The organism is Pukyongiella litopenaei, from assembly GCF_003008555.2.
Classification (GTDB): domain Bacteria; phylum Pseudomonadota; class Alphaproteobacteria; order Rhodobacterales; family Rhodobacteraceae; genus Pukyongiella; species Pukyongiella litopenaei.
The window spans coordinates 3,050,793-3,073,548 of sequence record NZ_CP027665.1; the positions used below are offsets into that span (position 1 = coordinate 3,050,793).

Genomic DNA, 22,756 nt, shown 5'->3' on the forward strand with positions numbered 1-22,756 from the left:
CAAGAGTTTAGGGGGTTTGGCGAAAAAGCGCCATACGCGATCAGATCACGATTTCCAAAGGTGGCCCCAGTGTCACGCCGTCCGGCGTGATACGGGTTCTTTGGCACATGATCTCGACACCCGCCCGGCGGGCGGTTTCGAAGGCGGCGGCATAGTCCGGATCGAGATCGGAGGCCAGCGAAAACCGCTGGCAATCGGTGCGCTGGACGAGAAAGAACATCACGGCACGGTTGCCGGACCGTGCCATCGCGGCCAGTTCGCGCAGATGTTTCGCGCCCCTGGCGGTCACGCTGTCGGGAAACTCGGCCAGCCCGGGGGCGCGGCACAGGGTCACGCTCTTGACCTCGACATAGGCATCGCGGCGCCCGGGCCCGGACAGCAGGAAATCGATGCGGCTGTTTTCGCCATAGCGGATCTCGGCGCGGATCCCGGCATATCCCTGCAGGCCGGGCACGTCGCCCGCTTCGAGCGCGAGGCGCAGGGCCCGGTTGGGAACCGAGGTGTCGACCCCGGTGAAATGGCCGTTTTCGTGATCGACCAGGCGCCAGCCGTATTTCAGCTTTTTCGCAGGATCGTCATTGGGTTCCAGCCAGACCTTCATCCCCGGTTCGGCGAGGCCCAGCATCGAGCCGGGATTGGCGCAATGGGCGGTGATCTCGCGACCGTCCCCGAGGCGGCAATCGGCCAGGAACCGTTTGTAGCGCCGGATCAGCCGCGCGGGAACAAGTGGGGATGGAAACCGCATGGCGCGCGGCCTATACCGATGCGGACGGGGCTGCAAGTGAGGCGCGCGATGACCAATCCAACCGCAGCGATGCTGGTGATCGGGGACGAGATCCTGTCCGGCCGGACCCGAGACGCGAACATGCATTTCCTTGCCGGTGAACTGGTCCGCCACGGGATCGACCTGAACGAGGTCCGGATCGTGTCGGACGATCGCGACGCGATCGTCACGGCGGTCCGCGCCTTGTCGGAGGCGTTCGACCATGTGTTCACCTCGGGCGGCATCGGCCCGACCCATGACGATATCACCGCCGACAGCATCGCCGCCGCCTTTGGCGCGCCGATCGACGTGCGCGACGATGCCCGCGCGCTGCTCGAGGCGCATTACGCGCGCACCGGCATGGAACTGAACGCGGCCCGGCTGCGCATGGCGCGGATCCCGGACGGGGCCGCGCTGATCGACAATCCGGTCTCCACCGCGCCGGGGTTCACGCTGGGCAACGTGCATGTGATGGCGGGCGTGCCGGCGGTGTTCCAGGCCATGCTGGCCAGCGTGCTGCCAACGCTGACGGGCGGGTCGCCGCTGCTGTCGCAGAGCCTGCGGGTGTTCCGGGCCGAGGGCGACATGGCGGCGCAGCTGGCGGCGCTGGCGGATCGCTATGCCGACCTGTCCATCGGGTGCTACCCGTTCCACAAGGACGGGGTGTTCGGCGCCAACGTGGTGGTGCGGGGCGCGGATGGCGGGCGGATCGACGCGGCGATGTCGGACCTTGCGCGGGATCTTGGCCTGTGACCGACAGGCTGACCGGTGCCGAGCTTTCGACGCTGATCGATGCCACATGGCCGCCGGCGCGGATGCTGCCCTGTGGTCCGTTTGTCCTGCGCGACGGGCAGGGCGGCGGCAGCCGGGTGTCGGCGGCGACCCTGCGCGAACCGGGCCGTGACGTTGCCGCCGACGACATAGAGGCGGCGGAAACGGCCATGCGGGGCCTGGGCCAGGTGCCGCTGTTCATGCTGCGCGATGGCGAGGACGCGCTGGACGCGGCGCTTGCCGGTCGCGGCTATGCGGTCAAGGATCCGGTGATCGCCTGGGCCTGTCCCGTCAGCATGCTGACCGGCACGCCGGTGCCGCGCGTCACCGTCTTTGCCCTGTGGGAACCGCTGGCGATCATGCGCGAGCTCTGGGCGGCGGGCGGTATCGGGCCGGACCGGCTGGCGGTCATGGACCGGGTGCAGGGCCCCAGGACCGGGCTGATGGGCCGGAACAGGGACAAACCCGCCGGCGCAGCCTTTGTCGCGATCCACGGGCGCACCGCCATGCTGCACGCGCTGGAAATCCCGCCGTTCCAGCGCCGCCACGGGATGGGGCGCTGGTTTCTGCGTGCCGCGGGATTCTGGGCCGCCGAGAACGGGGCCGACCTGTTGACCGTCGTCTGCACGCGCGACAACGCGGCGGCGAACGCGCTATACGCAGCGCTGGGCATGGCGCAGGTCGGGGCCTATCACTATCGTATCGCGCCGCCGGAGGGAAAAGGACCATGACCGACACCACAGCGACCACCGCGCTCGACCTGCCAGCTGTCGACCCGTTGCCCGAGGCGACGCAGAGATATTTCGACATCTGCCTGGAAAAGCTGGGCATGGTGCCCAACGTGCTGACGGCGCACACATTCGACATCGGCAAGCTTAACGCATTTACCACGCTCTACAATGACCTGATGCTGGCCGATAGCGGGCTGACCAAGCTCGAGCGCGAGATGATCGCGGTGGTGGTGTCGTCGATCAACCGCTGTTTCTATTGCCTGGTGGCCCATGGCGCGGCGGTGCGGCAGCTGTCCGGCGATCCGCAGCTGGGCGAAATGCTGGTGATGAACTATCGCGTTGCGCCGCTCGATCCGCGCAAGCGCGCGATGCTGGATTTTGCCGCCAAGGTGACCACGGCCAGCGCCACGGTCGAGGAACCGGACCGGCAGGCGCTGCGCGATCACGGGTTTTCCGACCGCGACATCTGGGACATCGTCAATGTCGCCGCGTTCTTCAACATGACCAACCGGGTCGCGTCCTCCGTCGCGATGAAGCCCAACGACGATTACCACGGCCAGTTCCGTTGATCCGGGCGCTGGGTCTGGCCGCGCTGGTGGCGGCGGCGCCGGTTGCCGCCCCGGCACAGGGGCTGACCCTGCCCACGGGCGCGCGACAGCTCTCCGAGCGGATCAGCCCGCTGGAGGGCTATGCGCTGCCGACCGGGCCGTTCGCGGACGGGGCGGTGCCGGCACGGGTCTATGAGGGCCGGGTGGTGCGGCGCACCTGGCGGCTGGGCGGCGGGCCGACCCCGTTGCAGATCATGGCGCCGCTGCGCGATCAGATCGTGGCGGATGGCTATGACATCCTGTTCCAGTGCGACGGGCGTGCCTGCGGCGGTTTCGACTTCCGCTTCGGGACCGAGGTGGTGCCCGCCCCCGACATGCATGTGGACCTGCGGGACTACCGGTTCCTGTCGGCCACCCGCGGCGAGACCGAGGCGCTGAGCCTGCTGGTCAGCGGCGGTGAAAACGCGGCCCATGTGCAGGTGATCCAGGTTGTCCCGGTCGAGGCCGCGCCGCTCGCGGTCGCGTCGGCGGGCGCCGTGTCACCCCCGCACGGTGCCGGGGGCGATCTCCTGTCGGCGCTCGTTGACGACGGCCATGTCGTGCTGGCCGATCTCGATTTTGCCACCGGCGCGGCGCGGCTGGGCGACGGCCCGTTCGCCTCGCTCGCGACCCTGGCCGGGTTCCTGCGCGACAACCCGGAGGCGCGGATCGCCGTGGTCGGCCATACCGACACGGTTGGCGGGCTGGCGGACAATATCGCGCTGTCCCGCCGCCGCGCGGGGGCGGTGCGCGACCGGCTGATCGGGACCCATGAGATCGCCGCCGGCCGCATCGAGGCCGAGGGTGCGGGATATCTCGCCCCGGTGGCCTCGAACCGGACCCCGGAAGGCCGCGAAGCGAACCGGCGGGTCGAGGCGGTCCTGCTGAACCGGCAATGACCGGTGCCCCGCAGGGCACCGCGCCGGTCAGAGCGTCGCGGCCAGCCGCGTGCCCTGGTTGATCGCACGCTTGGCGTCCAGTTCGGCGGCGACATCCGCGCCACCGATCACATGGGGCGTGATGCCGCGTTCGATCAGCGCATCCGCCAGTGACCGTTCCGGCAGCTGTCCGGCGCAGAGAACGACCGTATCGACCGGCACCACGGTCGGATTGGCGCGCTCTTCGCCGAAACTGACATGCAGGCCGTCATCGTCGATGCGTTCGTAGTTCACGCCGCCGAGGAATTCGACGCCCATCATCTTCAGCGTCGCGCGGTGGATCCAGCCGGTGGTCTTGCCCAGGTCCTTGCCGTGGCGGCTGGCCTTGCGCTGCAGCAGCGTGACCTTGCGCGCGGGCGCATGGGGCTGCGGTCCTTCCGGGGCCAGACCCGCGCGATGTTCGGCGGGATCGGCAACGCCCCATTCCCGCATCCAGTCGGGCAGGCTCTCGGTCGGGCTGTTGCCGTCCATCAGCAGGAACTCGGACACGTCGAAACCGATGCCGCCCGCGCCGATCACGGCGACGCGGTCGCCCACCGGGGCCTTGTCGCGCAGCACGTCGATATAGCTGAGCACGTTGTCGCGGTCCTGGCCGGGGATCTGCGGGTCGCGCGGCGTCACACCGGTGGCAATCACCACCTCGTCATAGCCGTCCAGGTCCTCAGCCGACACCTCGCGGCCCAGTTCCAGGTGAACGCCTGACGTGTCCATCATGGTGCGATACCAGTCCACGAAGCCCCGGAACTCTTCCTTGCCGGGGATCTGCTTGGCCATGTTGAGCTGGCCGCCGATCTCGTCGGCGCGGTCGAACACGGTTACCTCGTGGCCGCGTTCCGCCGCCGCCATCGCGGTCGACAGCCCCGCCGGACCGGCGCCGACGATGGCCACGCGTTTGGCGCTGTCCGCCTTCGTGATCGCCAGCTCGGCCTCGTGACAGGCGGCCGGGTTGACCAGGCAGGATGTCAGCTTGCCGCCGAAAGTGTGGTCGAGGCAGGCCTGGTTGCAGGCGATGCAGGGCGCGATCCGGGCCGCTGCGCCGGTTTCGGCCTTCACGACGAAATCCGGGTCGGCCAGCATCGGGCGGGCCATCGACACCATGTCGGCGCAGCCCTCGGCCAGCACCTGTTCGGCCACCTCGGGCGTGTTGATCCGGTTCGAGGTGATGACCGGGATGCCCACCTTGCCCATCAGCTTCTGGGTGACCCAGGCAAAGGCCGCGCGCGGCACGCTGGTGGCAATGGTCGGGATCCGGGCCTCGTGCCAGCCGATCCCGGTGTTGATGATGGTGGCGCCGGCGGCCTCGATCTCGCGGGCCAGCTGCACCACTTCGTCGAAGGTCGACCCGTTCGGCACCAGGTCGATCATCGACAGCCGGTAGATGATGATGAAATCGGTGCCCACCGCCGCGCGGGTGCGCCGCACGATCTCGATCGGCAGGCGCATCCGGTTCTCGTAGGACCCGCCCCAGCGGTCGGTGCGCCTGTTGGTGTGGGTGACCAGGAACTGGTTGATGAAATACCCCTCGGAGCCCATGATCTCGACCCCGTCATACCCGGCCTGCTGCGCCAGCACCGCCGCGTTCACGATGTCCGAGATCTGCTTTTCGATGCCGTCCTCGTCCAGTTCGTTCGGCGGGAACGGCGAGATCGGCGATTTCACCGCGCTGGGCGCCACGCATTTCGGACCGAAGGCATAGCGCCCCGCATGCAGGATCTGCATCGCGATCTTGCCGCCGGCGTCATGCACGCGGGCGGTCACGACGGAGTGGTTCCCGACATCGCGTTCGGTGGTCATCATCGACGCGCCGGGGGCCACCGATCCTTCTAGGTTCGGCCCGATGCCGCCGGTCACCATCAGCGCCACGCCGCCACGGGCGCGGGCGGCATAGAACTCGGCCACCCGGTCCCAGTCGCCGGTCTCTTCCAGCCCGGTATGCATGGAGCCCATGAGAACGCGGTTCTTCAGCGTGGTGAAACCGAGATCGAGCGGGGCGAGAAGATGCGGGTAATCGGCCATGAAGTCCTCCTGTGCTGGTGCCGGTATACTGCGGTTGACGCGCACGTCACGCGGGACGCCGCGTCATACCCCCATCCCGGCGCCCGACCCGGCCCCTTGCGCTCGCGCGGGTGCGCGATAGACAGGAGAGGCAACAGGCAGGGACCCGGACATGACCCCCGATCAGATCGCGCGCCTTCCCTATCGCCCCTGCGTCGGCGTCATGCTGGTGAATGGCGACGGGCTGGTGTTCACCGGACAGCGTGGCGACCGCAACACGGATGCCTGGCAGATGCCGCAGGGCGGCGTGGACCGGGGCGAAGCCCCGCGCGACGCGGCCCTGCGCGAACTGGGCGAGGAAACCGGCATCATGCCGGGGCTGGTCGAGATCGTGGCCGAAACGCCGGACTGGCTGCGCTATGACCTGCCGCACGAGCTGGTGCCGCATATCTGGAAGGGGCGGTATCGTGGGCAGGAACAGAAATGGTTCTTTCTGCGCTATCTCGGCCGCGACGACCAGATCGACATCGCCACCGATCACCCCGAGTTCACCGCCTGGCGCTGGCAGGATCCCGGGACGCTGGCCGAGGGGATCGTGCCGTTCAAACGGGCGGTCTATGAACGGGTGGTGCAGGCGTTCGCGCCGCTGCTCTGATCGGCCCGCCGCACCGGGTTTGGGATGCGCCAAGGCGCTGAATGTGCTATATTTCCGGGCAGGAGGGTAGAGCCATGTCCGGAGGAGTTTTCTGGATTACCGTCATCGTCGGCGGTGTCGTCATCATTCTGGTGTTCGACGTGTTCGGCCGGTTCATCACATCGCTGATCGTGACCTGCCGGCTGAAACGCGGGATCATCATCAAGGATGCCTGTGTCGGCAAATGCCCGCCCGGGCAGCAATGCGTCGCGCTGACCACCCGGCCCTATTTCGGTTTTGGGACCCAGGCCGCCACCTGCGGCTGTGTGCCGGTGGGTGCGGGCGGCACGCCGACCACGCCGCCGCCGGGCGGTGTAGCTGGCAGCGGGGGCGCGGGAACGGGTAGCGGCGGTTCAGGCGGCGGCGGATCGGCCGCCGACGGAGACTGACGGCAACCGGCGCTGCGGAGCCGGACGGCCCCCGGCCGCGCGGCGGCGCGGGCCTGTGGTCGTGTCAGCGCCAGAAGGCGAGCCATTCGATGAACTGGTTCATCTTCTTGCCCAGAAAAATCAGGTGCTGCGATCCGAACAGGTAGAGGTCGGTGGCCAGCGCACCGAGAATCAGCACCCCCAGCACCAGTGCGATCCGGTTGGTCATTCCCGTCTGCCTCCCGACAAAAAAACGCCCGGCCAGCGTCGGCTGGCCGGGCGCAGCATTTCAGGCAATATCGAATTATTGGTTAAGCCGGCCCATGGCAACGGCCACGTCGGCCATCCGCACCGAGAAACCCCATTCGTTGTCGTACCAGGCCAGCACGCGCACCATGCGGCCATCGACGACGCGGGTCTGGTCGGGGGCGAAGATCGAGCTTTCGTCGGTATGGTTGAAATCGATCGAAACCTTGGGTTCGGGGTCATAGGACATCACCCGGCCCATCGGCCCCTTGACCGCTTCCTCGACGGCGGCGTTGACCTCGTCGGCGGTCACGTCGCGGGCCGCGCGGAAGGTCAGGTCGACGGCGGACACGTTCGGCGTCGGCACCCGCATGGCCGACCCGTCCAGCCGGCCCTTGAGGTTCGGCAGCACCTCGCCCAGCGCCTTGGCCGCGCCGGTGCTGGTGGGGATCATTGCCATCGCCGCGGCACGGGCGCGATACAGGTCCGAGTGGCGGCGGTCCAGCGTCGGCTGGTCGCCGGTATAGGAATGGATCGTGGTCATCAGGCCATGTTCGATGCCGATTGCCTCGTCCAGGACCTTGGCCAGCGGCGCCAGGCAATTGGTGGTGCAGGACCCGTTCGACACCATGTTGTCGCCCTTGGCCAGCATCTCGTCATTCACGCCGAAGACGATGGTCTTCTGCACGTTCTTGGCCGGGGCCGAGATCAGCACCGACTTGGCGCCGCGCTCCAGGTGCACGCCGGCCTTGTTGCCGTCGTTGAACTTGCCGGTGCATTCCAGCACCACGTCGCATCCCGACCAGTCCAGTTCGGACGGGTCGTAGGTCGAGAACATCTCGATCTCGCCGCGGCCCAGGTCCAGCGTGCGTTCGCCGACGCGGATGTCATTGCCGAACCGGCCATGCACGCTGTCGTAGCGCAGCAGGTGCGCCGCCGTTTCCAGCGGGCCGGTCGCGTTGGCCTTGACCACGCGGATGTCGTTGCGCCCCGAGGCGGCGATATGCGAAAGGGTGCAGCGGCCGATGCGGCCGAAACCGTTGATCCCGACATTGATGGTCATTGGCAAACTCTCCGAAACGCGACAGGGTTGCGGGCCATATAGCCAGCGACGCATCGCATAAAAAGGGGGAAAAGGGCCTGTATTGAACGTGTTGGCGCAAACATGGCCCGGTTGCGCTAACGCTTGCCCCCGCCGGACGATCGGTTAGGCTGTGACCGGGCAACAGACAGGCGGCACGACGGATGAGCGGACTTCTGGCACTTCTCGATGACGTGGCGGGGATCGCCAAGGTGGCGGCGGCGTCGCTCGACGATGTGGCGTCGCAGGCGGCCAAGGCGGGCGCCAAGGCGGCGGGCGCCGTGATCGACGACGCGGCGGTGGCGCCGAAATATGTGCATGGATTTTCCGCCGCGCGCGAATTGCCGATCATCTGGAAGATCGCCAAGGGGTCGCTGAAGAACAAGATCTTCTTCCTGCTGCCCGCCGCGCTGTTGCTGTCGGCCTTTGCGCCCTGGCTGATCCACCCGTTGCTGATGCTGGGTGGGGCCTATCTGTGTTTCGAGGGGGCGGAAAAGATCTGGCACGCCCTGCATCCCCATGACGCCCACACCGGTTTTGCCGAAAACGCGCCCGGCGATCCCGCGCATCTTGAAGAGGAGAAGGCCGCGGGTGCCATCAAGACCGATTTCATCCTGTCCGCCGAGATCATGACCATCGCGTTGGCCGCCATCCCGCAGAGCAATTTCTGGATGGAGGCCGCGACGCTGGCGGTGGTCGGCATCGGCATCACCATCGCGGTCTATGGCAGCGTGGCGGTGATCGTGAAGGCCGACGATGTCGGCCTGTTCGTCTCGGAGAACGGCCGGTTCGCGCTGACACGGGCGCTGGGGCGGGGGCTGGTGAAGGCCATGCCGGGCTTCATGCGGTGGCTGACCATCATCGGCACCGCGGCCATGCTCTGGGTCGGCGGGTCGATCGTCATCCACGGGCTCGAAGTGCTGGGCTTTGGCTGGCTCGGGCACCAGATCCACGATCTGGCCGTCGCGGCGGCGCATTGGGTGCCCGAGAATATGCGCAAGGCCGGGGAATGGATCGCCACGGCGGCGATGGATGGCGTGTTCGGCCTGGCGCTGGGCTTCGCGCTGATCCCGGTCGTGGTGCGGGTCATCGTTCCGCTCTGGTCCCGCATGACCGGCGGCACGGCCTCGGGCGGGCACTGATCGCGGCAACGACAAACGCCGCGCCCGGGAAAGGCGCGGCGTCTTCGTTCAGGCGCGTGATCGAACGTTAGCCCAGCAGTTCCTTGACCTTGGCGACGGTTGCCTCGGCGGTGATGCCGAATTTCTCGTAGAGCACCTCGGCGGGCGCGGAGGCGCCAAAGCTGTCCATGCCGATGAAACCGGCCTTGGCTTCCTTCCCGCGTTCGCCCAGCAGCCAGCGATCCCAGCCGCCATCGCGGACGGCGGCCTCGATGCCGACCCGAACCGCGCCGGCGGGCAGCACCTTGCGGCGATAGGTTTCGTCCTGCGTGGCGAACAGTTCCATGCAGGGCATCGACACGACACGGGTGCCGATGTCCTCGGCCTCGAGCAATTCGCGCGCGGCCATCGCGATCGACACTTCGGACCCGGTGGCGATCAGGATCGCCTGCCGTTTGGCGGTGGCGTCGGCCAGCACATAGGCCCCCTGCGCGGACAGGTTGCGGCCCTTGTGCTGGGTGCGCACCGTCGGCAGCCCCTGCCGGGTCAGCGACAGGACGGACGGGGTTTCCGTCGAACTCAGCGCCAGTTCCCAGGCCTCGGCGGTCTCCACGGTGTCGGCGGGGCGGAACACCCATGTGTTCGGCGTGGCGCGGGAAATGGCCAGGTGTTCCACCGGCTGGTGGGTGGGGCCGTCTTCGCCCAGGCCGATACTGTCATGGGTCATCACGAACACGGTCGGGATCCGCATCAGCGCGGCCAGCCGCATCGACGGGCGGGCATAGTCGGTGAACGCCATGAAGGTGCCGCCATAGGGGCGGATACCACCATGCAGCGCCATGCCGTTCATCGCCGCCGCCATGCCGTGTTCGCGGATACCCCAGTGGATGTAGCGGCCCTTGCGGTTGTCGGCGCCGAAAACGCCGAGATCCCCGGTCTTGGTGTTGTTCGACCCGGTCAGGTCGGCCGAGCCGCCCACGGTTTCGCGCAGCACCGGGTTGACCAGTTCGAGCACCATTTCCGAGCTCTTGCGCGTGGCTACCTTGTGGCCGGCCTCGCTGGCCTGTTTCTTCAGCGCGCGGATGGTCCCGGTCAGTTTCCTGGGCAGTTCGCGGGCATAGGCGCGTCTGAACTCGGCCTGGCGCCGCTCGGAGATCGAGGCGAACCGGGCCTCCCATTCGGCGCGGGCCGCGGCGCCGCGGGCGCCGATCGCTTCCCAGGCGGTTTTCACGTCATCGGGCACGACGAAGGCCGGGGTGGTCCAGCCATAGGCCTCTTTCGCGGCCTTGAGCTGGTCCGGGTCGGTCAGGGCGCCGTGGCCCTTGGAGGTGTCCTGGGCGGCGTGGCCGAGTGCGATATGGGTCTTGCAGGCGATCATCGACGGCTTGCGGGTGGTCTTGGCGCGGGCAATGGCTTCGTCGATGGCGGCCGGGTCGTGGCCGTCGATCTGCTGCACATGCCAGCCCGAGGCGCGGAACCGGGCCACCTGGTCGGTGCTGTCGGCCATGTCCACGGTGCCGTCGATGGTGATGTTGTTGTTGTCCCACAGCACGATCAGCCGCGACAGCGCGTGCTTGCCGGCAAAGCTGATCGCTTCCTGGCTGACGCCTTCCATCAGGCAGCCGTCACCGGCGATCACATAGGTGTGGTGATCCACCACCTTGCGGCCGTAATGGGCGCGCTGGATTTCCTCCGCCAGCGCGAAACCGACCGAGTTGGCGATGCCCTGGCCCAGCGGGCCGGTGGTCGTCTCGATGCCCTTGGCGTGGCCGTATTCCGGGTGCCCCGCCGTGCGCGCGCCCCATTGGCGGAAGTTCCGGACCTGCTCCAGCGTCATGTCCTCGTAGCCGGTCAGGTAGAGCAGCGAATAGAGCAGCATCGAGCCGTGCCCGGCGGACAGGATGAACCGGTCGCGATCGGGCCAGTCGGGCGCCGAGGCATCGAATTTCAGGTGTTTTTCGAACAGCACGGTGGCCACGTCGGCCATGCCCATCGGCATGCCGGAATGGCCCGAGTTGGCGGCATGAACGGCATCCAGCGTCAACGCGCGGATGGCTGCGGCCTTGGTCCAGTGTTCGGGATTGGCGGTGCGCAGGGCGGAAAGATCCAACGGCTTCGTCCTTCGGATTGGTCAGATGGTGTACTCTGGCGGCAGGATGCTCAATACCAGCCGGGTGCCAAAGATCAAGCGGCGCAGGGCCGGGCAGGGGATGCGCGTGAAGATGCCGGTCCAAGTGGTTGAAAGCAAACGGGGGGGCGAAATCCGCCGCGGGTTTGTTTAGAATCGCCGCAATCTGGTGCCGCGCTGATTCGCGGATGGTAATCGTAGCAACAGGGCGGCGGCCGGGCCGCTCGGGAAGGGACAAGGCTTGGAACGGATCGAGGAACTGCAGGCGCGGTTGTCCGGCGCCATGTTGCGGATCGACGCCGCGAACGGGGCGGCGCTGAAGCGCGTGGCTGACCTGATGGCGGCGCTCGACGCGGAAAAGGCCGCGAACGAAAAGTTGCGGGCGCAGATCGAGACACTGGAAGCCGATGCCGCCGCGGCGCAGCCGGCGCGGGACGCGGCCGAGGCGCAGTCCAAGGCGATGGCGCGGCTCGACATGGATCTGCAGCGGCTGAAGATGTCGAATGACCAGCTGCGTGATACCAGCGCCGCGCTTCGCGAGGCCAGCGGCGCCGATGAGACATTGCTGAACCGGGCCATGCTCGCCGAGATCGAAAGCCTGCGTGCCGCGCGCGCCGCGGATGCGGCCGAGGCCGGCGCGCTGCTGGCGCGGCTCGAACCGCTGCTGGCGCAGGCGGATGCAACCGAAGCTGCGGAGGATGCGTGAGATGCCAGAGGTAACGATCCAGATCGGCGGGCGCGGGTTCGATGTGTCGTGCCAGCCCGGAGAAGAGGAATTCCTGCATTCCGCGGCGCGGATGCTGGATGACGAGGCGCAGGTTCTGGCCGATCAGTTGGGCCGGATGCCCGAGGCAAAGATGCTGCTGATGGCCGGGCTCATGCTGGCCGACCGCACCGCCGCCGTCGAGGACAAGGCGCGGCGGCTGGAAATGCAGCTGGCCGAACGCGATGCCGAGATCACGCGGCTGAACAACGCCCCCCCGCCCGAGCCGCAGCAGATCCAGGTGCCGGTGGTGCCTGACTCGCTGACGGAGTCGCTGGCCGAACTCGTCGCCCGCGCCGAGGCACTGGCCGCGCAGGCCGAAGAACATGGAGACCAGAACACATGAACCGGCATATCCACATCATTGCGGCGGCCCTGCTGGCGCTGCCGGGGATCGCGGCGGCCGGGGATGGCCCCGCCGTCATCGGCGCGACCTATCAATGCGACCGCGCGGTGACGCTGCCGGTGACGTTCATCAACCCCGGCGACGCGCCGGGGCTGGCGGTGATGATGGTCGAGGGCAAGCTGGTCGCGCTCCGGCAGGCGACGAGCGGATCGGGCGTGCGCTATGTGGCGCTGGACGAGCAGGACAGCTATCGCCTCTACACCAAGGGCAGCGATGCGTTCGTCACCCATATGGCGGCCGACCACACCGCCGAAGAGGCAACCATACTGGACGGTTGCCACACCGAAACCGGGTTCTGAGCCGGGACCGGCTCAGGGTCGGGCCAATATCTGGGTCAGGTCAGGCGTTGGCTTCGCGGATCTTGTCGGCGGCGTCCTTGTCATAGGACACGCCGTTCTGCTCGAACAATGTGTCCAGCTCGCCCGACAGGGTCATCTCGGTGATGATGTCGCAGCCGCCGACGAATTCGCCCTTCACATAGAGCTGCGGAATGGTCGGCCAGTCCGAGTAATCCTTGATGCCCTGCCGAATCTCGTCATCGGCGAGCACGTTCACATCGACATAGTTCACGCCCATGTAGTTCAGCACGCCGGCGACGCGGGACGAGAACCCGCATTGGGGCATTTCCTTGGTGCCCTTCATGTAGAGCACCACGTCATTGGCATTCACGGTTTCGTCGATGCGGGTCTTGGCATTGGTCATGTGTCGTCTCCGGGGGGAAAGGGTCGGGTCAGTCGGGCGCCTTGGTGGTCAGCGCCAGCGCATGCAGATCGCCCGTGGGGCCGTCCATCTTGCCCTTGAGCGCGGCATAGACCGCGCGTTGCTGCTGCACGCGGTTCTGGCCCCGAAAGCTTTCGTCGATCACTTCGGCGGCGTAATGGTTTCCGTCACCGGCCAGGTCGGTGATGGTGATCTTTGCCTGCGGAAAGGCGCTGCGGATCAGGGCCTCGATCTCGTGGGCTGACATGGCCATGTTGGCGTCACTCCTGTTCGTCTGTTCCCGATGTAGGACGATGCGCGCATGCGTGCAAGAGACCCGGACATCAGGTCGCGCTGGCGGCAAAGGTCTCGCGATAGATCGCCGCCAGTTCATGCAGCGGTGCCTCGGAGCCGCCGAACCGCACGGTGTCGCCGGTGAACCGCCCGACGCTGGCGATCGGCACCCCGGCCTGCCCGGCGGCGATCATCAGCGCCTCGGCCTGGTCGAAATTGCAGGCCACGAGGTAACGCCCCTGATCCTCGCCGAACAGCGTCGCGGTGTCGTCGCTGTCGAGCTGCACGCCCACGCCCGCCGCTTCGGCCATTTCAAAGGCCGCCAGCGCCAGCCCGCCATCGGACAGGTCGGTGCAGGCCTTGATGAAGGCGCGGTTGGCGCGGATGTATTCGCCGTTGCGCCGCTCGGCCGCGAGATCGACGGGCGGCGCGTCGCCCTCTTCGCGGTTGAACACCTCGGCCAGAAGCGCCGACTGGCCCAGGTGGCCGGTCGTCTCGCCCACCACCAGCGCCACATGCCCGTCGCGCACCTGCGCCCCGATGATGTCGTCGGCCTCGGCGATCAGGCCCACCGCGCCGATGGTCGGCGTGGGCAGGATCGCCGCGCCGTCGGTTTCGTTGTAGAGCGACACGTTGCCCGAGACGATCGGCATGTCGAGCGCGGCGCAGGCTGCGCCGATGCCTTTGATCGCGCCGACGAACTGGCCCATGATCTCGGGCTTTTCGGGGTTGCCGAAATTCAGGTTGTCGGTGGTGGCCAGCGGCGTGGCGCCTACTGCGCAGAGGTTGCGGAACGCTTCGGCCACGGCCTGTTTGCCGCCTTCCTCGGGGTTCGCGCGCACATAGCGCGGCGTCACGTCGCTGGCGAATGCCAGCGCCTTGCCGGTGCCATGCACCCGCACGATGCCCGCGCCCAGCCCGGGCGTGCGCACGGTGTCGGCCATAACCATCGAATCATATTGCTCATAGACCCATTGCTTGGCCGCGTAGTTGGGCGAGCCGATCAGCGCCCTGAGCGCATCGACCGGGTCGATCTGCGGCACGTCGGCCAGCGGTTCGGCGGCCGGGGTGGGGGCCCACGGGCGGTCGTATTCCGGCGCGGTCGAGGACAGTTTCGACAGCGGCAGGTCGGCCTTGACCGTGTTGCCATGCAGGATCAGGAACCGGTCCTCGGGAATGGTTTCGCCGACAATGGCGAAATCCAGGTCCCATTTGTCGAACACCGCCTTGGCCTCGGCCTCCTTCTCGGGGCGCAGCACCATCAGCATCCGTTCCTGCGATTCCGACAGCATCATCTCGTAGGCGGTCATGCCTTCTTCGCGCTGCGGCACCGCGTCGAGATCGAGCCGGATGCCCAGCCCGCCCTTGTCGCCCATCTCGACCGCCGAGCAGGTCAGCCCGGCCGCGCCCATGTCCTGGATCGAGATCACGGCGCCGGTCTGCATCAGTTCCAGCGTCGCCTCCATCAGCCGTTTCTCGGTGAATGGATCGCCGACCTGAACGGTGGGGCGCTTTTCCTCGATGGTGTCGTCGAACTCGGCGCTGGCCATGGTGGCGCCGCCGACCCCGTCGCGCCCGGTCTTGGCGCCCAGATAGACCACCGGCATGCCGACGCCCGAGGCGGCGGAATAGAAGATCTTGTCGCTGTCGGCGAGCCCGGCGGCAAAGGCATTCACCAGGCAGTTGCCGTTATAGGCGGCGTGGAACCGCACTTCGCCGCCGACGGTGGGCACGCCGAAACAGTTGCCATAGCCGCCGATCCCCTCGACCACGCCATTCACCAGCCGCCGGGTCCTGGGGTGGTCCGGCTCGCCGAAGCTGAGCGAGTTCATCGCCGCGACGGGCCGCGCGCCCATGGTGAACACGTCGCGCAGGATGCCGCCCACGCCGGTCGCCGCGCCCTGGTAGGGTTCGATATAGGAGGGGTGGTTGTGGCTCTCCATCTTGAAGACCACGGCCTGGCCGTCGCCGATATCCACCACGCCGGCGTTCTCGCCCGGGCCGCAGATCACCTGCGGGCCTTCGGTGGGCAGGGTCCGCAGCCATTTCTTGGACGACTTGTAGGAACAATGTTCGTTCCACATCGCCGAAAAGATGCCCAGTTCGGTAAAGGAGGGCTCGCGCCCGATGATGTCGAGGATCATCGCGTATTCGTCGGGCTTGAGCCCGTGGGCGGCGATCAGCTCGGGCGTGATGGCAGGATCCTGCATGGCGGGCGTCCGTCTCCGTCGGGGGTGATTGCCGCGCCTTTTAGGGCAAGGCCGGGGCAGGGGAAAGAGGCAAGGGTGCCGCGCCGGTTCGGGCCGGCCCGGACGGGGCTGGCGTCAGCGGAACAGCGGCACATGCGGCCCGGCGGTTTCGGGCAGCAGGCCGGACAGGCGCGGGTCGGGGGCGACTTCGATCTGCTGGCGGACGGGGGTGAAACCGCTGCGGATGTAGAAGCCGAGCGCGCCGGGATGATCCAGCGTGCAGGTGTGGACATGAAACAGGCGGATCGGCCGCGCCCAGGCCAGGTCGATGGCCCGGTTCATCAGGTAACGGCCGGCCCCCCCGCCAATGGCCTCGGGCGTCAGTCCGAAAAAGGCCAGTTCGCAGGCGCCGGGTTGGCGAAAATCCAGCTCCAGCAGGCCGATGGCCTGCCCGTCGCGGTCGAGCGCGTAAACCTCGACTGCCGGGTCGTGCAGGATTGCGGCCAGGGCGGCATCGTCCAGCGACAGCCGCGAATACCACAGCCAGTCCAGCGCGCCGATGCGGGTGAACAGGTCGCGATACCACCCCGTTTCGGGTCGTTCGACGCGCAGCAGCGTGGCGTTTTCCGGCGCGGGCACCGGACGCGGCGCGGCGGCCTCGCGCATTTCCAGATGGGTGACGATCGCCGTCAGCCGCCCGGCCGGGATGTCATGAAACCCGTCGCCAAGAAACCCGTCGCTAAGCGTGGTCATGCCAGCCCCTCGGCCCGCAACATGGCGCCGATATCGGCCTCGGGGCGCGGCCCGATGTGAGAGATCACCTCGCGCGCGCAGATATTGCCGATGCGGGCGCAGGATTTCAGATCGCGCCCGGTCGCCATCCCGTAGAGGAACCCGGCGGCGAACTGGTCGCCCGCGCCGGTGGCGTCCACCGGCGTGATCGCGTCCACGGCCACGTCGATCCGGTCGGTGCCCTGCATGACCGTCACCCCGTCGCCCGACCGGGTGCAGACCACCAGCGGGCACAGCGCGGCGGTCATCACCAGCGCGTCGTCCAGGTGATCGCTTTCGAACAGCGACTGGATTTCCGCCTCGTTGCCGATCACGAAATCCAGATCGTGCTGGATCAGTGAAATGAAATCGGCCCGGTGCCGGTCGACGCAGAACGGGTCTGAGATCGCGATGCCGGTCTGCCCGCCGCCCGCGCGCGTGGCCCGCGCGGCCTCGCGGAACGCGGTCTTTCCGGCGTCGTGGTCGAACAGGTAGCCTTCGAGAAACATGATCCTGGCATTGCCGGTGACATCGGGCGACACGTCCTGCGAACTCAGCCCGGTCGAAATGCCGAGATAGGTGTTCATCGAGCGTTCACCATCGGGCGAGACGAAGATCATCGAACGCGAGGTGGGCAATTCGCCATCGGCCACCGGCGGGTTGACGAAGTCGATCCCGTTTTCGCTCATCGCGCCGGCATAGAACTGGCCCAGCGCATCGTCGCGCACCCGGCCGATGAACGCGGTCTCCAGCCCCAGCGCGCCGGCCCCGGCGATGGTGTTGGCAACAGACCCGCCCGGCGTCTGGACGCGGCCGTCCATCGCGCCATAGAGCACCTCGGCCCGCTCGCGCCCGATGAGCTGCATGATCCCTTTCTCGATGCCCATGTGATCCAGGAAACTGTCGTCGGATTGGCTGATGACATCGACGACGGCATTGCCGATGCCGACCAGGTCGTAACGCTTCATAGGGATTTTTCCTCGTACTGGCAGATGTCGCGGATCAAACAGGCACCGCATTGGGGTTTGCGCGCCTTGCAGGTATAGCGCCCATGCAGGATCATCCAGTGATGCGCATGAAGCTGGAATTCGGCGGGCACGTTGTCCTCGATCGCGCGTTCGACCGCGACGACATCCTTGCCCGGAGCGATGCCCGACCGGTTGCCGAGCCGGAAGATATGCGTATCCACCGCCTGGGCCGGAAAGCGCCACCACATGTTCAGCACCACGTTCGCGGTCTTGCGCCCGACGCCGGGCAGCGCCTGCAACGCCGCGCGGGATGACGGCACCTCGCCGCCGTGATCCTCGACCAGAATGCGGCTGAGCCGGATGACATTTTTTGCCTTCTGCCGGAACAGGCCGATGGTCTTGATATGGTCGGTTAGGCCCGCTTCGCCGAGATCGAGCATCTTCTGCGGTGTATCGGCGACGGGAAACAGCCCGCGCGTGGCCTTGTTCACCCCGGCATCGGTGGCCTGCGCGCTCAACGCCACCGCGACGAGCAGCGTATAGGCGTTCACATGCTCCAGTTCGCCCTTGGGTTCAGGGTCGGACGCCCGGAAACGGGAAAAGATCTCGTGGATCGCGTGGTAATCGAGTTGCCGGGCCATCCGCGCCTTAATGCCGCCCGTCGGCAGGATGGTAAAGGGGGAACCGCGCCGGGCCGTAGGCATGGAAATCGCAGGTTCCGGGTCGCGCCGGGCGGGCGGGGGGCCTAATGTCGACGCACCGATTGCAGGAGACCGCCATGAACATGCAGACGCCGGAACAGGGCTATCACTATCAGGTCATGCGCCGGGCGATCGAGCTGATCGACGACAACAGCGCCGGCGGGGGCAAGGACATGTCGCTGGAGGATCTCGCCGCCCGGATGGACATGAGCCCCGCGCATTTCCAGCGGCTGTTTTCGCAATGGGTTGGCGTATCACCCAAGCGGTATCAGCAATATCTCGCGCTGGGCCATGCGCGGGCGCTCTTGCGCGACCGGTTCTCGACGCTCGAAACCGCCCTCGGCACCGGGTTGTCGGGCACCGGCCGCCTGCATGACCTGTTCCTGCGCTGGGAGGCGATGAGCCCCGGCGAGTTTGCCCGCCGCGGCGCGGGGCTGACGATCCGCTGGGGGTGGCTCGACAGCCCGTTCGGCCCGGCACTGGTCATGGCCACCGACCGGGGGCTGTGCGGGATCGCCTTTGGATCGGAATGCAGCCGCGACGCCGCCTTTGCCGATCTGGCGTCGCGCTGGCCCGAGGCCGGTTTCGTCGAGGACGTGGATGCGCTGCGCCCCTGGGCCGAAGCGGCCTTTGCCCAATCCGGCGAAACCCGGCTGCACATGATCGGCGCGCCGTTCCAGATCAAGGTCTGGGAGGCGCTGCTGGCGATCCCGTCGGGCAGCGTCACCACCTATTCCGAGATCGCGCAGGCGGTGGGCCATCCCCGCGCGGTGCGCGCGGTCGGCACAGCAGTGGGGCGCAACCCGGTGAGCTGGCTGATCCCGTGCCATCGCGCGCTGCGCAAATCCGGCGGGCTGGGCGGCTACCACTGGGGCCTGCAGGTCAAGCGGGCGATGCTGGCCTTCGAGGCGGCGCGCGCGGAATCGTGAGCGTCCGTGGGCGCGGCCCGTCAGTTACGCCTTGAGGCGTCCGCACCTACCTGTGCTATAGTCCGCGCCAAAGGTGGCCGGAAGAACCGGGACCAGAGCAGAGGTTTGAGCACCATGACCAGAAAATTGACCGTTGCGCTGCTGCTGGGCGGCGCCGTTGCCGTGGCCGGTTGCACCGATCCGGCGCTTCTCGATCCGAATGCGGACCATTCCAAGGCCCAGCAGGGCGCCCTGCTGGGCGGCGTGCTGGGCGCGGGGGTCACCGCGGTCACCGGCGGCGGAGGCAAGAACATCGCGCTGGCGGCTGCCGCGGGCGCGGTCGCGGGCGGCCTGATCGGCAACCAGCTCGACAAGCAGGCGGCGGAACTGCGCGCCCAGCTGGCCAATGACGGGATCACCGTGACCAATACCGGCGAACAGCTGGTGGTGTCGCTGCCGCAGGACATCACCTTCGACACCGACAGCTACACCGTGCGGCCGTCGCTGCGCTCCGAGGTCGGCAAGGTCGCGGACAATCTCGTGCGGTATCCCAACAGCTCGGTGCAGGTGATCGGCCACACCGACAACCAGGGTGACGCCACATATAACTTTGGCCTGTCCCAGCGCCGCGCCGGCGCGGTGGCGGACCTGCTGCAGGCTGGCGGCGTGGGTTATGGCCGGTTGCAGACCATCGGCCGGGGCGAGGAACAGCCGGTCGCGTCGAACCTGACGCCCGAAGGTCGGGCGCAGAACCGGCGCGTCGAGATCGTCGTGATCCCGAACCAGGGCTGATCGCGTGACCGATCCTGTTCTGCTCGGCCTGTCCGGTTCGCTGCGTGCGGATGCCACCAACCGGCGCCTGATCCGCGAAGCGGCCCGCCTGTTCGGCCCCTGCGCCCTCGTCGAGGCCGATCCGCGGTTGCCGCTTTACGATGCGGATGACGAGGAGCGCGCGGGCATCCCGCCGGCCGTGCAGCGGCTAGCCGATCAAATCGCTGTGGCGGATGCGGTGGTGATCTCGACCCCTGAATACAACAAGGGGATATCGGGCGTGCTGAAAAACGCGTTCGACTGGGTCAGCCGGACACCGGGCAATCCCTGGGCCGACAAGCCCGTCGCCGTGATGTCGGCGGCGGCGGGACGCGCCGGGGGCGAACAGGCGCAGACGATGCTGCGCGCCTGCCTGGTCCCGTTCCAGCCGCGTGTCCTGCAGGGGCCGGCGGTCCATCTGGCGGGCAGCCGGAACGCGTTCGACGAGAGCGGCCGGCTGGGCAGCGACCTCAACCGCGCGGCGGTGCAGGCGCTGATGGACAAGCTGCGCGCCGAGATCGGGCGCTAGGCGGCGGGCGTGGCAATCTCGATCAGGTTGCCATCGGGATCGCGCAGATAGATCGACATGATCGGCCCGGTCGCACCGTTGCGCGGAACCGGGCCCTGCTCGATGGCGATGCCCTCGGCGGCCAGGTGGGCCTGCCAATCGGCCAGCGGCGTATCGGTCAGGAAACACAGATCGGCGGTCCCGGCGCCGGCCTGCGCCGCGCAGGGCGCATAGGGTGCGGCGGCGGGGTGCAGGTTGATTTTCTGACGTCCGAATTTCAGCGCCAGGCGCGGGTCGCCATCGGCAGGCCGGAACCGTTCGGCCACCATGCCCAGCACCTGCGTGTAGAACGCCACCGAGACATCGATGTCGGACACGGTCAGGACGAGGTGATCGAGCGTGGCCAGCCGTGGCGTCATGTGCGGTTGTCCTTTGGGCGCGGCGGTCCTACCCTTTGATCATGAAACAGGTGCATACTGCCAGCGAAACCCGGTCGGACCTGATCGACCCCGCCCGCGCCCGGGCGTTTCAGGCGGCGTTGGGGCGGGAGCCGGATATCGAGGCGGGCATGCCGCTGCCGCCGTTCTTTCACCAGCTCTATTTCTGGGCCGTGCATCCGCCCGATGGGCTGGGCCGTGACGGGCATCCGAAGCTGGGCGGGCTGATCCCCGATCTGGGCCTGCCGCGCCGGATGTGGGCCGGCGGCAGGCTCCGGTTCGCCATGCCGCTGCGGGCGGGCGCACCGGCCGACCGGCTGAGCGTGGTCGAAAGCGCCGAGCACAAGCATGGGCGCAGCGGGCCGCTGGGCTTTGTCACGCTGCGCCACGAGATCCGGCAGGGCGGCGAGCTGTGCCTGACCGAGTGGCAGGAGCTCGTCTATCGGCAGGACCCGCACCGCGATGCCCCGCGCCCGCTGGCCCCGGTTGCCCGCACCGACGAAACTGACGCCCGCGAGATCGCGTTCGATTCCACGCTGCTGTTCCGCTATTCGGCGCTGACCTTCAACGGGCATCGCATCCATTACGATCTCGACTATGCCCGCGATGTCGAAGGCTATGACGGGCTGGTGGTGCACGGGCCGTTGCTGGCGCAGCAGCTGATGCTGCTGGCCGGGGATCTGATGGGCCCTCTGGGCGAATTCAGTTTTCGCGCCGCGTCGCCGCTGATGCATTTCGAAACCGGCACCTGTTGCCGCAACGGCCCCGATCTCTGGGTGCGGGGACCGGACGGGCGGCTGGTGATGAGCGCCACCGCCACGCCGGTGGCGCGGGGCGCCTAGAGCGAGGCTTCGGGCCGGAACCCGTCGGGGATCGTGTCGCGGTCTTCCAGCAGCAGGTCGGCCATGACCTCGGCCACCTTGGGGGCCATGCCGAAGCCGATCTTGAACCCGCCATTGGCGATGAACTGGCCCGGACAGAGCGGATGCGCGCCCAGCATCGGCGCCCGCGACCGGGCACGCGGGCGGATACCGGCCCAGCGTTCGATCACTTCGGCACCATGCAGCACCGGCATCGCCGCGACCGCGCGGTCGATCACTGCGTCGAGCGCCGCATCGGTGGCGGTCGGGTCGTCCCAGTCCCGTTCGCTGGTCGAACCGACCGCGAGCGTTCCATCCGCATGGGGGACGATATGCACACCATCGGCAAAAACCTGGGGCGCGTCGCGGCTGGCGAAACGCAGCAGTGCCGCCTGGCCCTTGACCCCGCCGCCGACGGCCCGCCCCAGCGCGGCGGTCAGCTCGGCCAGCCCGGCATGGCCGGTGGCCTGCACCACCCGGCCCGCATCGGCGGCTTCGGTGATGATTTCGACCCCCAGAACCCGCAACCCGGCGGCCAGCGCGGCGCAGGCGTGGCGGGGGTGCATCCGGGCGCTCAGCGTGTCGTGGATCACATATCCGGTCGGGCTGGGCGGGGCCCAGTCGCCCAGTTCCGCCGCCTCGACCACGCGCCAGTCGGCCTGTCCGCGCCACAGGGTGTCCGCCCCCGCCGCCCGCTGCCGTGCCAGCGCCAGTGCGGCCTCGTCTGCCACCGGCTGCAACCGGCCGGTGCGCGCATAGCCCGGCGACACGCCGCCGGTGGCCTCGACATCGGCCCAGAACGATTCGGCCATCAGCAGGCTGTCGAGCTGGAACGCCTTCTTGTCGTTCCAGTTCTCGGGAACGTGCGGGGCCAGCGCGCCGACCAGCCCGCCGCTCGATCCGGCGCCGGGGCCATGCGGGTCCACCACCCGCACGGAAGCCCCGCGCCGGGCGCAGGTCCACGCGATCGACAGACCGAAGATCCCCGCTCCGCGCACCGTTACATCGACCATTGCCAA

27 protein-coding genes are annotated in these 22,756 nt (G+C 67.9%); 14 read left to right on the plus strand and 13 right to left on the minus strand.

The window, feature by feature from the left end:
* Positions 1–40 precede the first annotated feature (40 nt).
* Positions 41–745: a DNA/RNA nuclease SfsA gene (gene sfsA / locus C6Y53_RS15085; protein ID WP_106473183.1), complete on the minus strand. Its 705-nt coding sequence runs from the start codon at positions 743–745 to the stop codon at positions 41–43.
* 48 nt (positions 746–793) lie between these two features.
* Between sfsA and C6Y53_RS15090 the strand changes: the two genes are divergently transcribed.
* The 4 genes from C6Y53_RS15090 to C6Y53_RS15105 are packed head-to-tail and all read left to right on the plus strand — an operon-like array spanning position 794 to position 3,751.
* Positions 794–1,516, plus strand: coding sequence for a competence/damage-inducible protein A (locus tag C6Y53_RS15090; protein WP_106473184.1), 723 nt, complete (start codon positions 794–796; stop codon positions 1,514–1,516).
* Complete coding sequence (locus tag C6Y53_RS15095; protein WP_425300309.1) at positions 1,513–2,265, plus strand: GNAT family N-acetyltransferase; 753 nt, start codon at positions 1,513–1,515, stop codon at positions 2,263–2,265. Before C6Y53_RS15090 ends, C6Y53_RS15095 begins: the two co-directional genes overlap by 4 nt.
* On the plus strand, positions 2,262–2,834 hold the full coding sequence (locus C6Y53_RS15100; RefSeq protein WP_106473185.1) for a peroxidase-related enzyme: 573 nt from the start codon (positions 2,262–2,264) through the stop codon (positions 2,832–2,834). The genes C6Y53_RS15095 and C6Y53_RS15100 overlap by 4 nt, the downstream gene beginning before the upstream one ends.
* Positions 2,831–3,751 carry an OmpA family protein gene (locus C6Y53_RS15105; RefSeq protein ID WP_106473186.1) on the plus strand — a complete coding sequence of 307 codons (921 nt, stop codon included), beginning with the start codon at positions 2,831–2,833 and terminating at the stop codon, positions 3,749–3,751. The genes C6Y53_RS15100 and C6Y53_RS15105 overlap by 4 nt, the downstream gene beginning before the upstream one ends.
* A 27-nt stretch (positions 3,752–3,778) precedes the next feature.
* Here the strand turns inward: C6Y53_RS15105 and C6Y53_RS15110 are convergent, their stop codons facing one another.
* Positions 3,779–5,806 (minus strand): NADPH-dependent 2,4-dienoyl-CoA reductase, encoded by a 2,028-nt coding sequence (locus tag C6Y53_RS15110; RefSeq protein ID WP_106473187.1) that lies wholly within the window; start codon positions 5,804–5,806, stop codon positions 3,779–3,781.
* Between the two features lie 151 nt (positions 5,807–5,957).
* Between C6Y53_RS15110 and C6Y53_RS15115 the strand changes: the two genes are divergently transcribed.
* Positions 5,958–6,440, plus strand: a complete 483-nt coding sequence (locus C6Y53_RS15115; RefSeq protein ID WP_106473188.1) for an RNA pyrophosphohydrolase — start codon at positions 5,958–5,960, stop codon at positions 6,438–6,440.
* Between the two features lie 74 nt (positions 6,441–6,514).
* Positions 6,515–6,868 (plus strand): hypothetical protein, encoded by a 354-nt coding sequence (locus C6Y53_RS15120; RefSeq protein ID WP_106473189.1) that lies wholly within the window; start codon positions 6,515–6,517, stop codon positions 6,866–6,868.
* 64 nt (positions 6,869–6,932) lie between these two features.
* Here C6Y53_RS15120 and C6Y53_RS21050 read toward each other — a convergent pair whose 3' ends face one another.
* Both C6Y53_RS21050 and gap read right to left on the minus strand, forming a co-directional pair.
* Positions 6,933–7,076 carry a hypothetical protein gene (locus C6Y53_RS21050; protein ID WP_211299400.1) on the minus strand — a complete coding sequence of 48 codons (144 nt, stop codon included), beginning with the start codon at positions 7,074–7,076 and terminating at the stop codon, positions 6,933–6,935.
* 75 nt (positions 7,077–7,151) lie between these two features.
* Positions 7,152–8,156, minus strand: a complete 1,005-nt coding sequence (gene gap / locus C6Y53_RS15125; protein WP_106473190.1) for a type I glyceraldehyde-3-phosphate dehydrogenase — start codon at positions 8,154–8,156, stop codon at positions 7,152–7,154.
* A gap of 182 nt (positions 8,157–8,338) precedes the next feature.
* Here gap and C6Y53_RS15130 point away from each other — a divergent pair, with 182 nt between their 5' ends.
* A complete protein-coding gene (locus tag C6Y53_RS15130) occupies positions 8,339–9,316 on the plus strand; it encodes a DUF808 domain-containing protein (protein WP_106473191.1) in 978 nt (325 codons plus the stop codon).
* A gap of 67 nt (positions 9,317–9,383) precedes the next feature.
* Here C6Y53_RS15130 and tkt read toward each other — a convergent pair whose 3' ends face one another.
* Complete coding sequence (gene tkt / locus C6Y53_RS15135; protein ID WP_106473192.1) at positions 9,384–11,405, minus strand: transketolase; 2,022 nt, start codon at positions 11,403–11,405, stop codon at positions 9,384–9,386.
* Between the two features lie 259 nt (positions 11,406–11,664).
* Here tkt and C6Y53_RS15140 point away from each other — a divergent pair, with 259 nt between their 5' ends.
* Genes C6Y53_RS15140 through C6Y53_RS15150 form a run of 3 tightly spaced genes read left to right on the plus strand, consistent with a single transcriptional unit; the run spans position 11,665 to position 12,891 of the window.
* Entirely contained in the window at positions 11,665–12,129 is a 465-nt protein-coding gene (locus tag C6Y53_RS15140; protein WP_106473193.1) for a hypothetical protein, read from the plus strand.
* Between the two features lies 1 nt (position 12,130).
* The gene (locus C6Y53_RS15145; RefSeq protein ID WP_106473194.1) at positions 12,131–12,532 is read left to right on the plus strand and encodes a cell division protein ZapA; all 402 of its coding nucleotides are present in this window, start codon (positions 12,131–12,133) and stop codon (positions 12,530–12,532) included.
* Positions 12,529–12,891 carry an MliC family protein gene (locus C6Y53_RS15150; protein ID WP_106473195.1) on the plus strand — a complete coding sequence of 121 codons (363 nt, stop codon included), beginning with the start codon at positions 12,529–12,531 and terminating at the stop codon, positions 12,889–12,891. The genes C6Y53_RS15145 and C6Y53_RS15150 overlap by 4 nt, the downstream gene beginning before the upstream one ends.
* Positions 12,892–12,931: 40 nt before the next feature.
* Here C6Y53_RS15150 and grxD read toward each other — a convergent pair whose 3' ends face one another.
* The 6 genes from grxD to nth form a co-directional block, all read right to left on the minus strand.
* On the minus strand, positions 12,932–13,294 hold the full coding sequence (gene grxD, locus C6Y53_RS15155; RefSeq protein ID WP_106473196.1) for a Grx4 family monothiol glutaredoxin: 363 nt from the start codon (positions 13,292–13,294) through the stop codon (positions 12,932–12,934).
* Positions 13,295–13,322: 28 nt separating this feature from the next.
* Complete coding sequence (locus tag C6Y53_RS15160; protein ID WP_106473197.1) at positions 13,323–13,565, minus strand: BolA/IbaG family iron-sulfur metabolism protein; 243 nt, start codon at positions 13,563–13,565, stop codon at positions 13,323–13,325.
* Between the two features lie 70 nt (positions 13,566–13,635).
* A complete protein-coding gene (gene purL, locus C6Y53_RS15165; RefSeq protein WP_106473198.1) occupies positions 13,636–15,795 on the minus strand; it encodes a phosphoribosylformylglycinamidine synthase subunit PurL in 2,160 nt (719 codons plus the stop codon).
* A gap of 114 nt (positions 15,796–15,909) precedes the next feature.
* The gene (locus tag C6Y53_RS15170) at positions 15,910–16,527 is read right to left on the minus strand and encodes a GNAT family N-acetyltransferase (protein ID WP_106473199.1); all 618 of its coding nucleotides are present in this window, start codon (positions 16,525–16,527) and stop codon (positions 15,910–15,912) included.
* A complete protein-coding gene (locus tag C6Y53_RS15175; protein WP_106473200.1) occupies positions 16,524–17,513 on the minus strand; it encodes an adenosine kinase in 990 nt (329 codons plus the stop codon). Before C6Y53_RS15175 ends, C6Y53_RS15170 begins: the two co-directional genes overlap by 4 nt.
* A complete protein-coding gene (gene nth, locus C6Y53_RS15180) occupies positions 17,510–18,154 on the minus strand; it encodes an endonuclease III (protein ID WP_106473201.1) in 645 nt (214 codons plus the stop codon). The genes C6Y53_RS15175 and nth overlap by 4 nt, the downstream gene beginning before the upstream one ends.
* 137 nt (positions 18,155–18,291) lie before the next feature.
* On the opposite strand from nth, the gene C6Y53_RS15185 reads away from it, so the two are divergent.
* The 3 genes from C6Y53_RS15185 (at position 18,292) to C6Y53_RS15195 (ending at position 20,461) form a co-directional block, all read left to right on the plus strand.
* Positions 18,292–19,143 (plus strand): methylated-DNA--[protein]-cysteine S-methyltransferase, encoded by an 852-nt coding sequence (locus C6Y53_RS15185; RefSeq protein WP_106474135.1) that lies wholly within the window; start codon positions 18,292–18,294, stop codon positions 19,141–19,143.
* A 114-nt stretch (positions 19,144–19,257) separates the two neighbouring features.
* Positions 19,258–19,914: a YiaD family glycine zipper/OmpA-like lipoprotein gene (locus tag C6Y53_RS15190; RefSeq protein ID WP_106473202.1), complete on the plus strand. Its 657-nt coding sequence runs from the start codon at positions 19,258–19,260 to the stop codon at positions 19,912–19,914.
* 4 nt (positions 19,915–19,918) lie between these two features.
* A complete protein-coding gene (locus C6Y53_RS15195; protein WP_106473203.1) occupies positions 19,919–20,461 on the plus strand; it encodes an NADPH-dependent FMN reductase in 543 nt (180 codons plus the stop codon).
* On the opposite strand, the gene C6Y53_RS15200 is transcribed toward C6Y53_RS15195, so the two are convergent.
* Positions 20,458–20,859: a VOC family protein gene (locus tag C6Y53_RS15200; protein ID WP_106473204.1), complete on the minus strand. Its 402-nt coding sequence runs from the start codon at positions 20,857–20,859 to the stop codon at positions 20,458–20,460. The genes C6Y53_RS15195 and C6Y53_RS15200 overlap by 4 nt on opposite strands.
* A 41-nt stretch (positions 20,860–20,900) precedes the next feature.
* On the opposite strand from C6Y53_RS15200, the gene C6Y53_RS15205 reads away from it, so the two are divergent.
* Complete coding sequence (locus C6Y53_RS15205) at positions 20,901–21,719, plus strand: HTD2 family dehydratase (RefSeq protein ID WP_106473205.1); 819 nt, start codon at positions 20,901–20,903, stop codon at positions 21,717–21,719.
* On the opposite strand, the gene C6Y53_RS15210 is transcribed toward C6Y53_RS15205, so the two are convergent.
* Positions 21,716–22,756 carry an NAD(P)/FAD-dependent oxidoreductase gene (locus tag C6Y53_RS15210; RefSeq protein WP_211299401.1) on the minus strand — a complete coding sequence of 347 codons (1,041 nt, stop codon included), beginning with the start codon at positions 22,754–22,756 and terminating at the stop codon, positions 21,716–21,718. The genes C6Y53_RS15205 and C6Y53_RS15210 overlap by 4 nt on opposite strands.

What these genes read in the sequence shown, in the direction of transcription:
- sfsA (WP_106473183.1), bottom strand. Translation starts at nt 745, where the DNA reads ATGCGGTTTCCATCCCCACTTGTTCCCGCGCGGCTGATCCGGCGCTAC.
- C6Y53_RS15090 (WP_106473184.1), top strand. Translation starts at nt 794, where the DNA reads ATGACCAATCCAACCGCAGCGATGCTGGTGATCGGGGACGAGATCCTG.
- C6Y53_RS15100 (WP_106473185.1), top strand. Translation starts at nt 2,262, where the DNA reads ATGACCGACACCACAGCGACCACCGCGCTCGACCTGCCAGCTGTCGAC.
- C6Y53_RS15110 (WP_106473187.1), bottom strand. Translation starts at nt 5,806, where the DNA reads ATGGCCGATTACCCGCATCTTCTCGCCCCGCTCGATCTCGGTTTCACC.
- C6Y53_RS15115 (WP_106473188.1), top strand. Translation starts at nt 5,958, where the DNA reads ATGACCCCCGATCAGATCGCGCGCCTTCCCTATCGCCCCTGCGTCGGC.
- C6Y53_RS15120 (WP_106473189.1), top strand. Translation starts at nt 6,515, where the DNA reads ATGTCCGGAGGAGTTTTCTGGATTACCGTCATCGTCGGCGGTGTCGTC.
- C6Y53_RS21050 (WP_211299400.1), bottom strand. Translation starts at nt 7,076, where the DNA reads ATGACCAACCGGATCGCACTGGTGCTGGGGGTGCTGATTCTCGGTGCG.
- gap (WP_106473190.1), bottom strand. Translation starts at nt 8,156, where the DNA reads ATGACCATCAATGTCGGGATCAACGGTTTCGGCCGCATCGGCCGCTGC.
- C6Y53_RS15130 (WP_106473191.1), top strand. Translation starts at nt 8,339, where the DNA reads ATGAGCGGACTTCTGGCACTTCTCGATGACGTGGCGGGGATCGCCAAG.
- C6Y53_RS15145 (WP_106473194.1), top strand. Translation starts at nt 12,131, where the DNA reads ATGCCAGAGGTAACGATCCAGATCGGCGGGCGCGGGTTCGATGTGTCG.
- C6Y53_RS15150 (WP_106473195.1), top strand. Translation starts at nt 12,529, where the DNA reads ATGAACCGGCATATCCACATCATTGCGGCGGCCCTGCTGGCGCTGCCG.
- grxD (WP_106473196.1), bottom strand. Translation starts at nt 13,294, where the DNA reads ATGACCAATGCCAAGACCCGCATCGACGAAACCGTGAATGCCAATGAC.
- C6Y53_RS15160 (WP_106473197.1), bottom strand. Translation starts at nt 13,565, where the DNA reads ATGGCCATGTCAGCCCACGAGATCGAGGCCCTGATCCGCAGCGCCTTT.
- purL (WP_106473198.1), bottom strand. Translation starts at nt 15,795, where the DNA reads ATGCAGGATCCTGCCATCACGCCCGAGCTGATCGCCGCCCACGGGCTC.
- C6Y53_RS15170 (WP_106473199.1), bottom strand. Translation starts at nt 16,527, where the DNA reads ATGACCACGCTTAGCGACGGGTTTCTTGGCGACGGGTTTCATGACATC.
- C6Y53_RS15175 (WP_106473200.1), bottom strand. Translation starts at nt 17,513, where the DNA reads ATGAAGCGTTACGACCTGGTCGGCATCGGCAATGCCGTCGTCGATGTC.
- nth (WP_106473201.1), bottom strand. Translation starts at nt 18,154, where the DNA reads ATGGCCCGGCAACTCGATTACCACGCGATCCACGAGATCTTTTCCCGT.
- C6Y53_RS15185 (WP_106474135.1), top strand. Translation starts at nt 18,292, where the DNA reads ATGAACATGCAGACGCCGGAACAGGGCTATCACTATCAGGTCATGCGC.
- C6Y53_RS15190 (WP_106473202.1), top strand. Translation starts at nt 19,258, where the DNA reads ATGACCAGAAAATTGACCGTTGCGCTGCTGCTGGGCGGCGCCGTTGCC.
- C6Y53_RS15200 (WP_106473204.1), bottom strand. Translation starts at nt 20,859, where the DNA reads ATGACGCCACGGCTGGCCACGCTCGATCACCTCGTCCTGACCGTGTCC.
- C6Y53_RS15205 (WP_106473205.1), top strand. Translation starts at nt 20,901, where the DNA reads ATGAAACAGGTGCATACTGCCAGCGAAACCCGGTCGGACCTGATCGAC.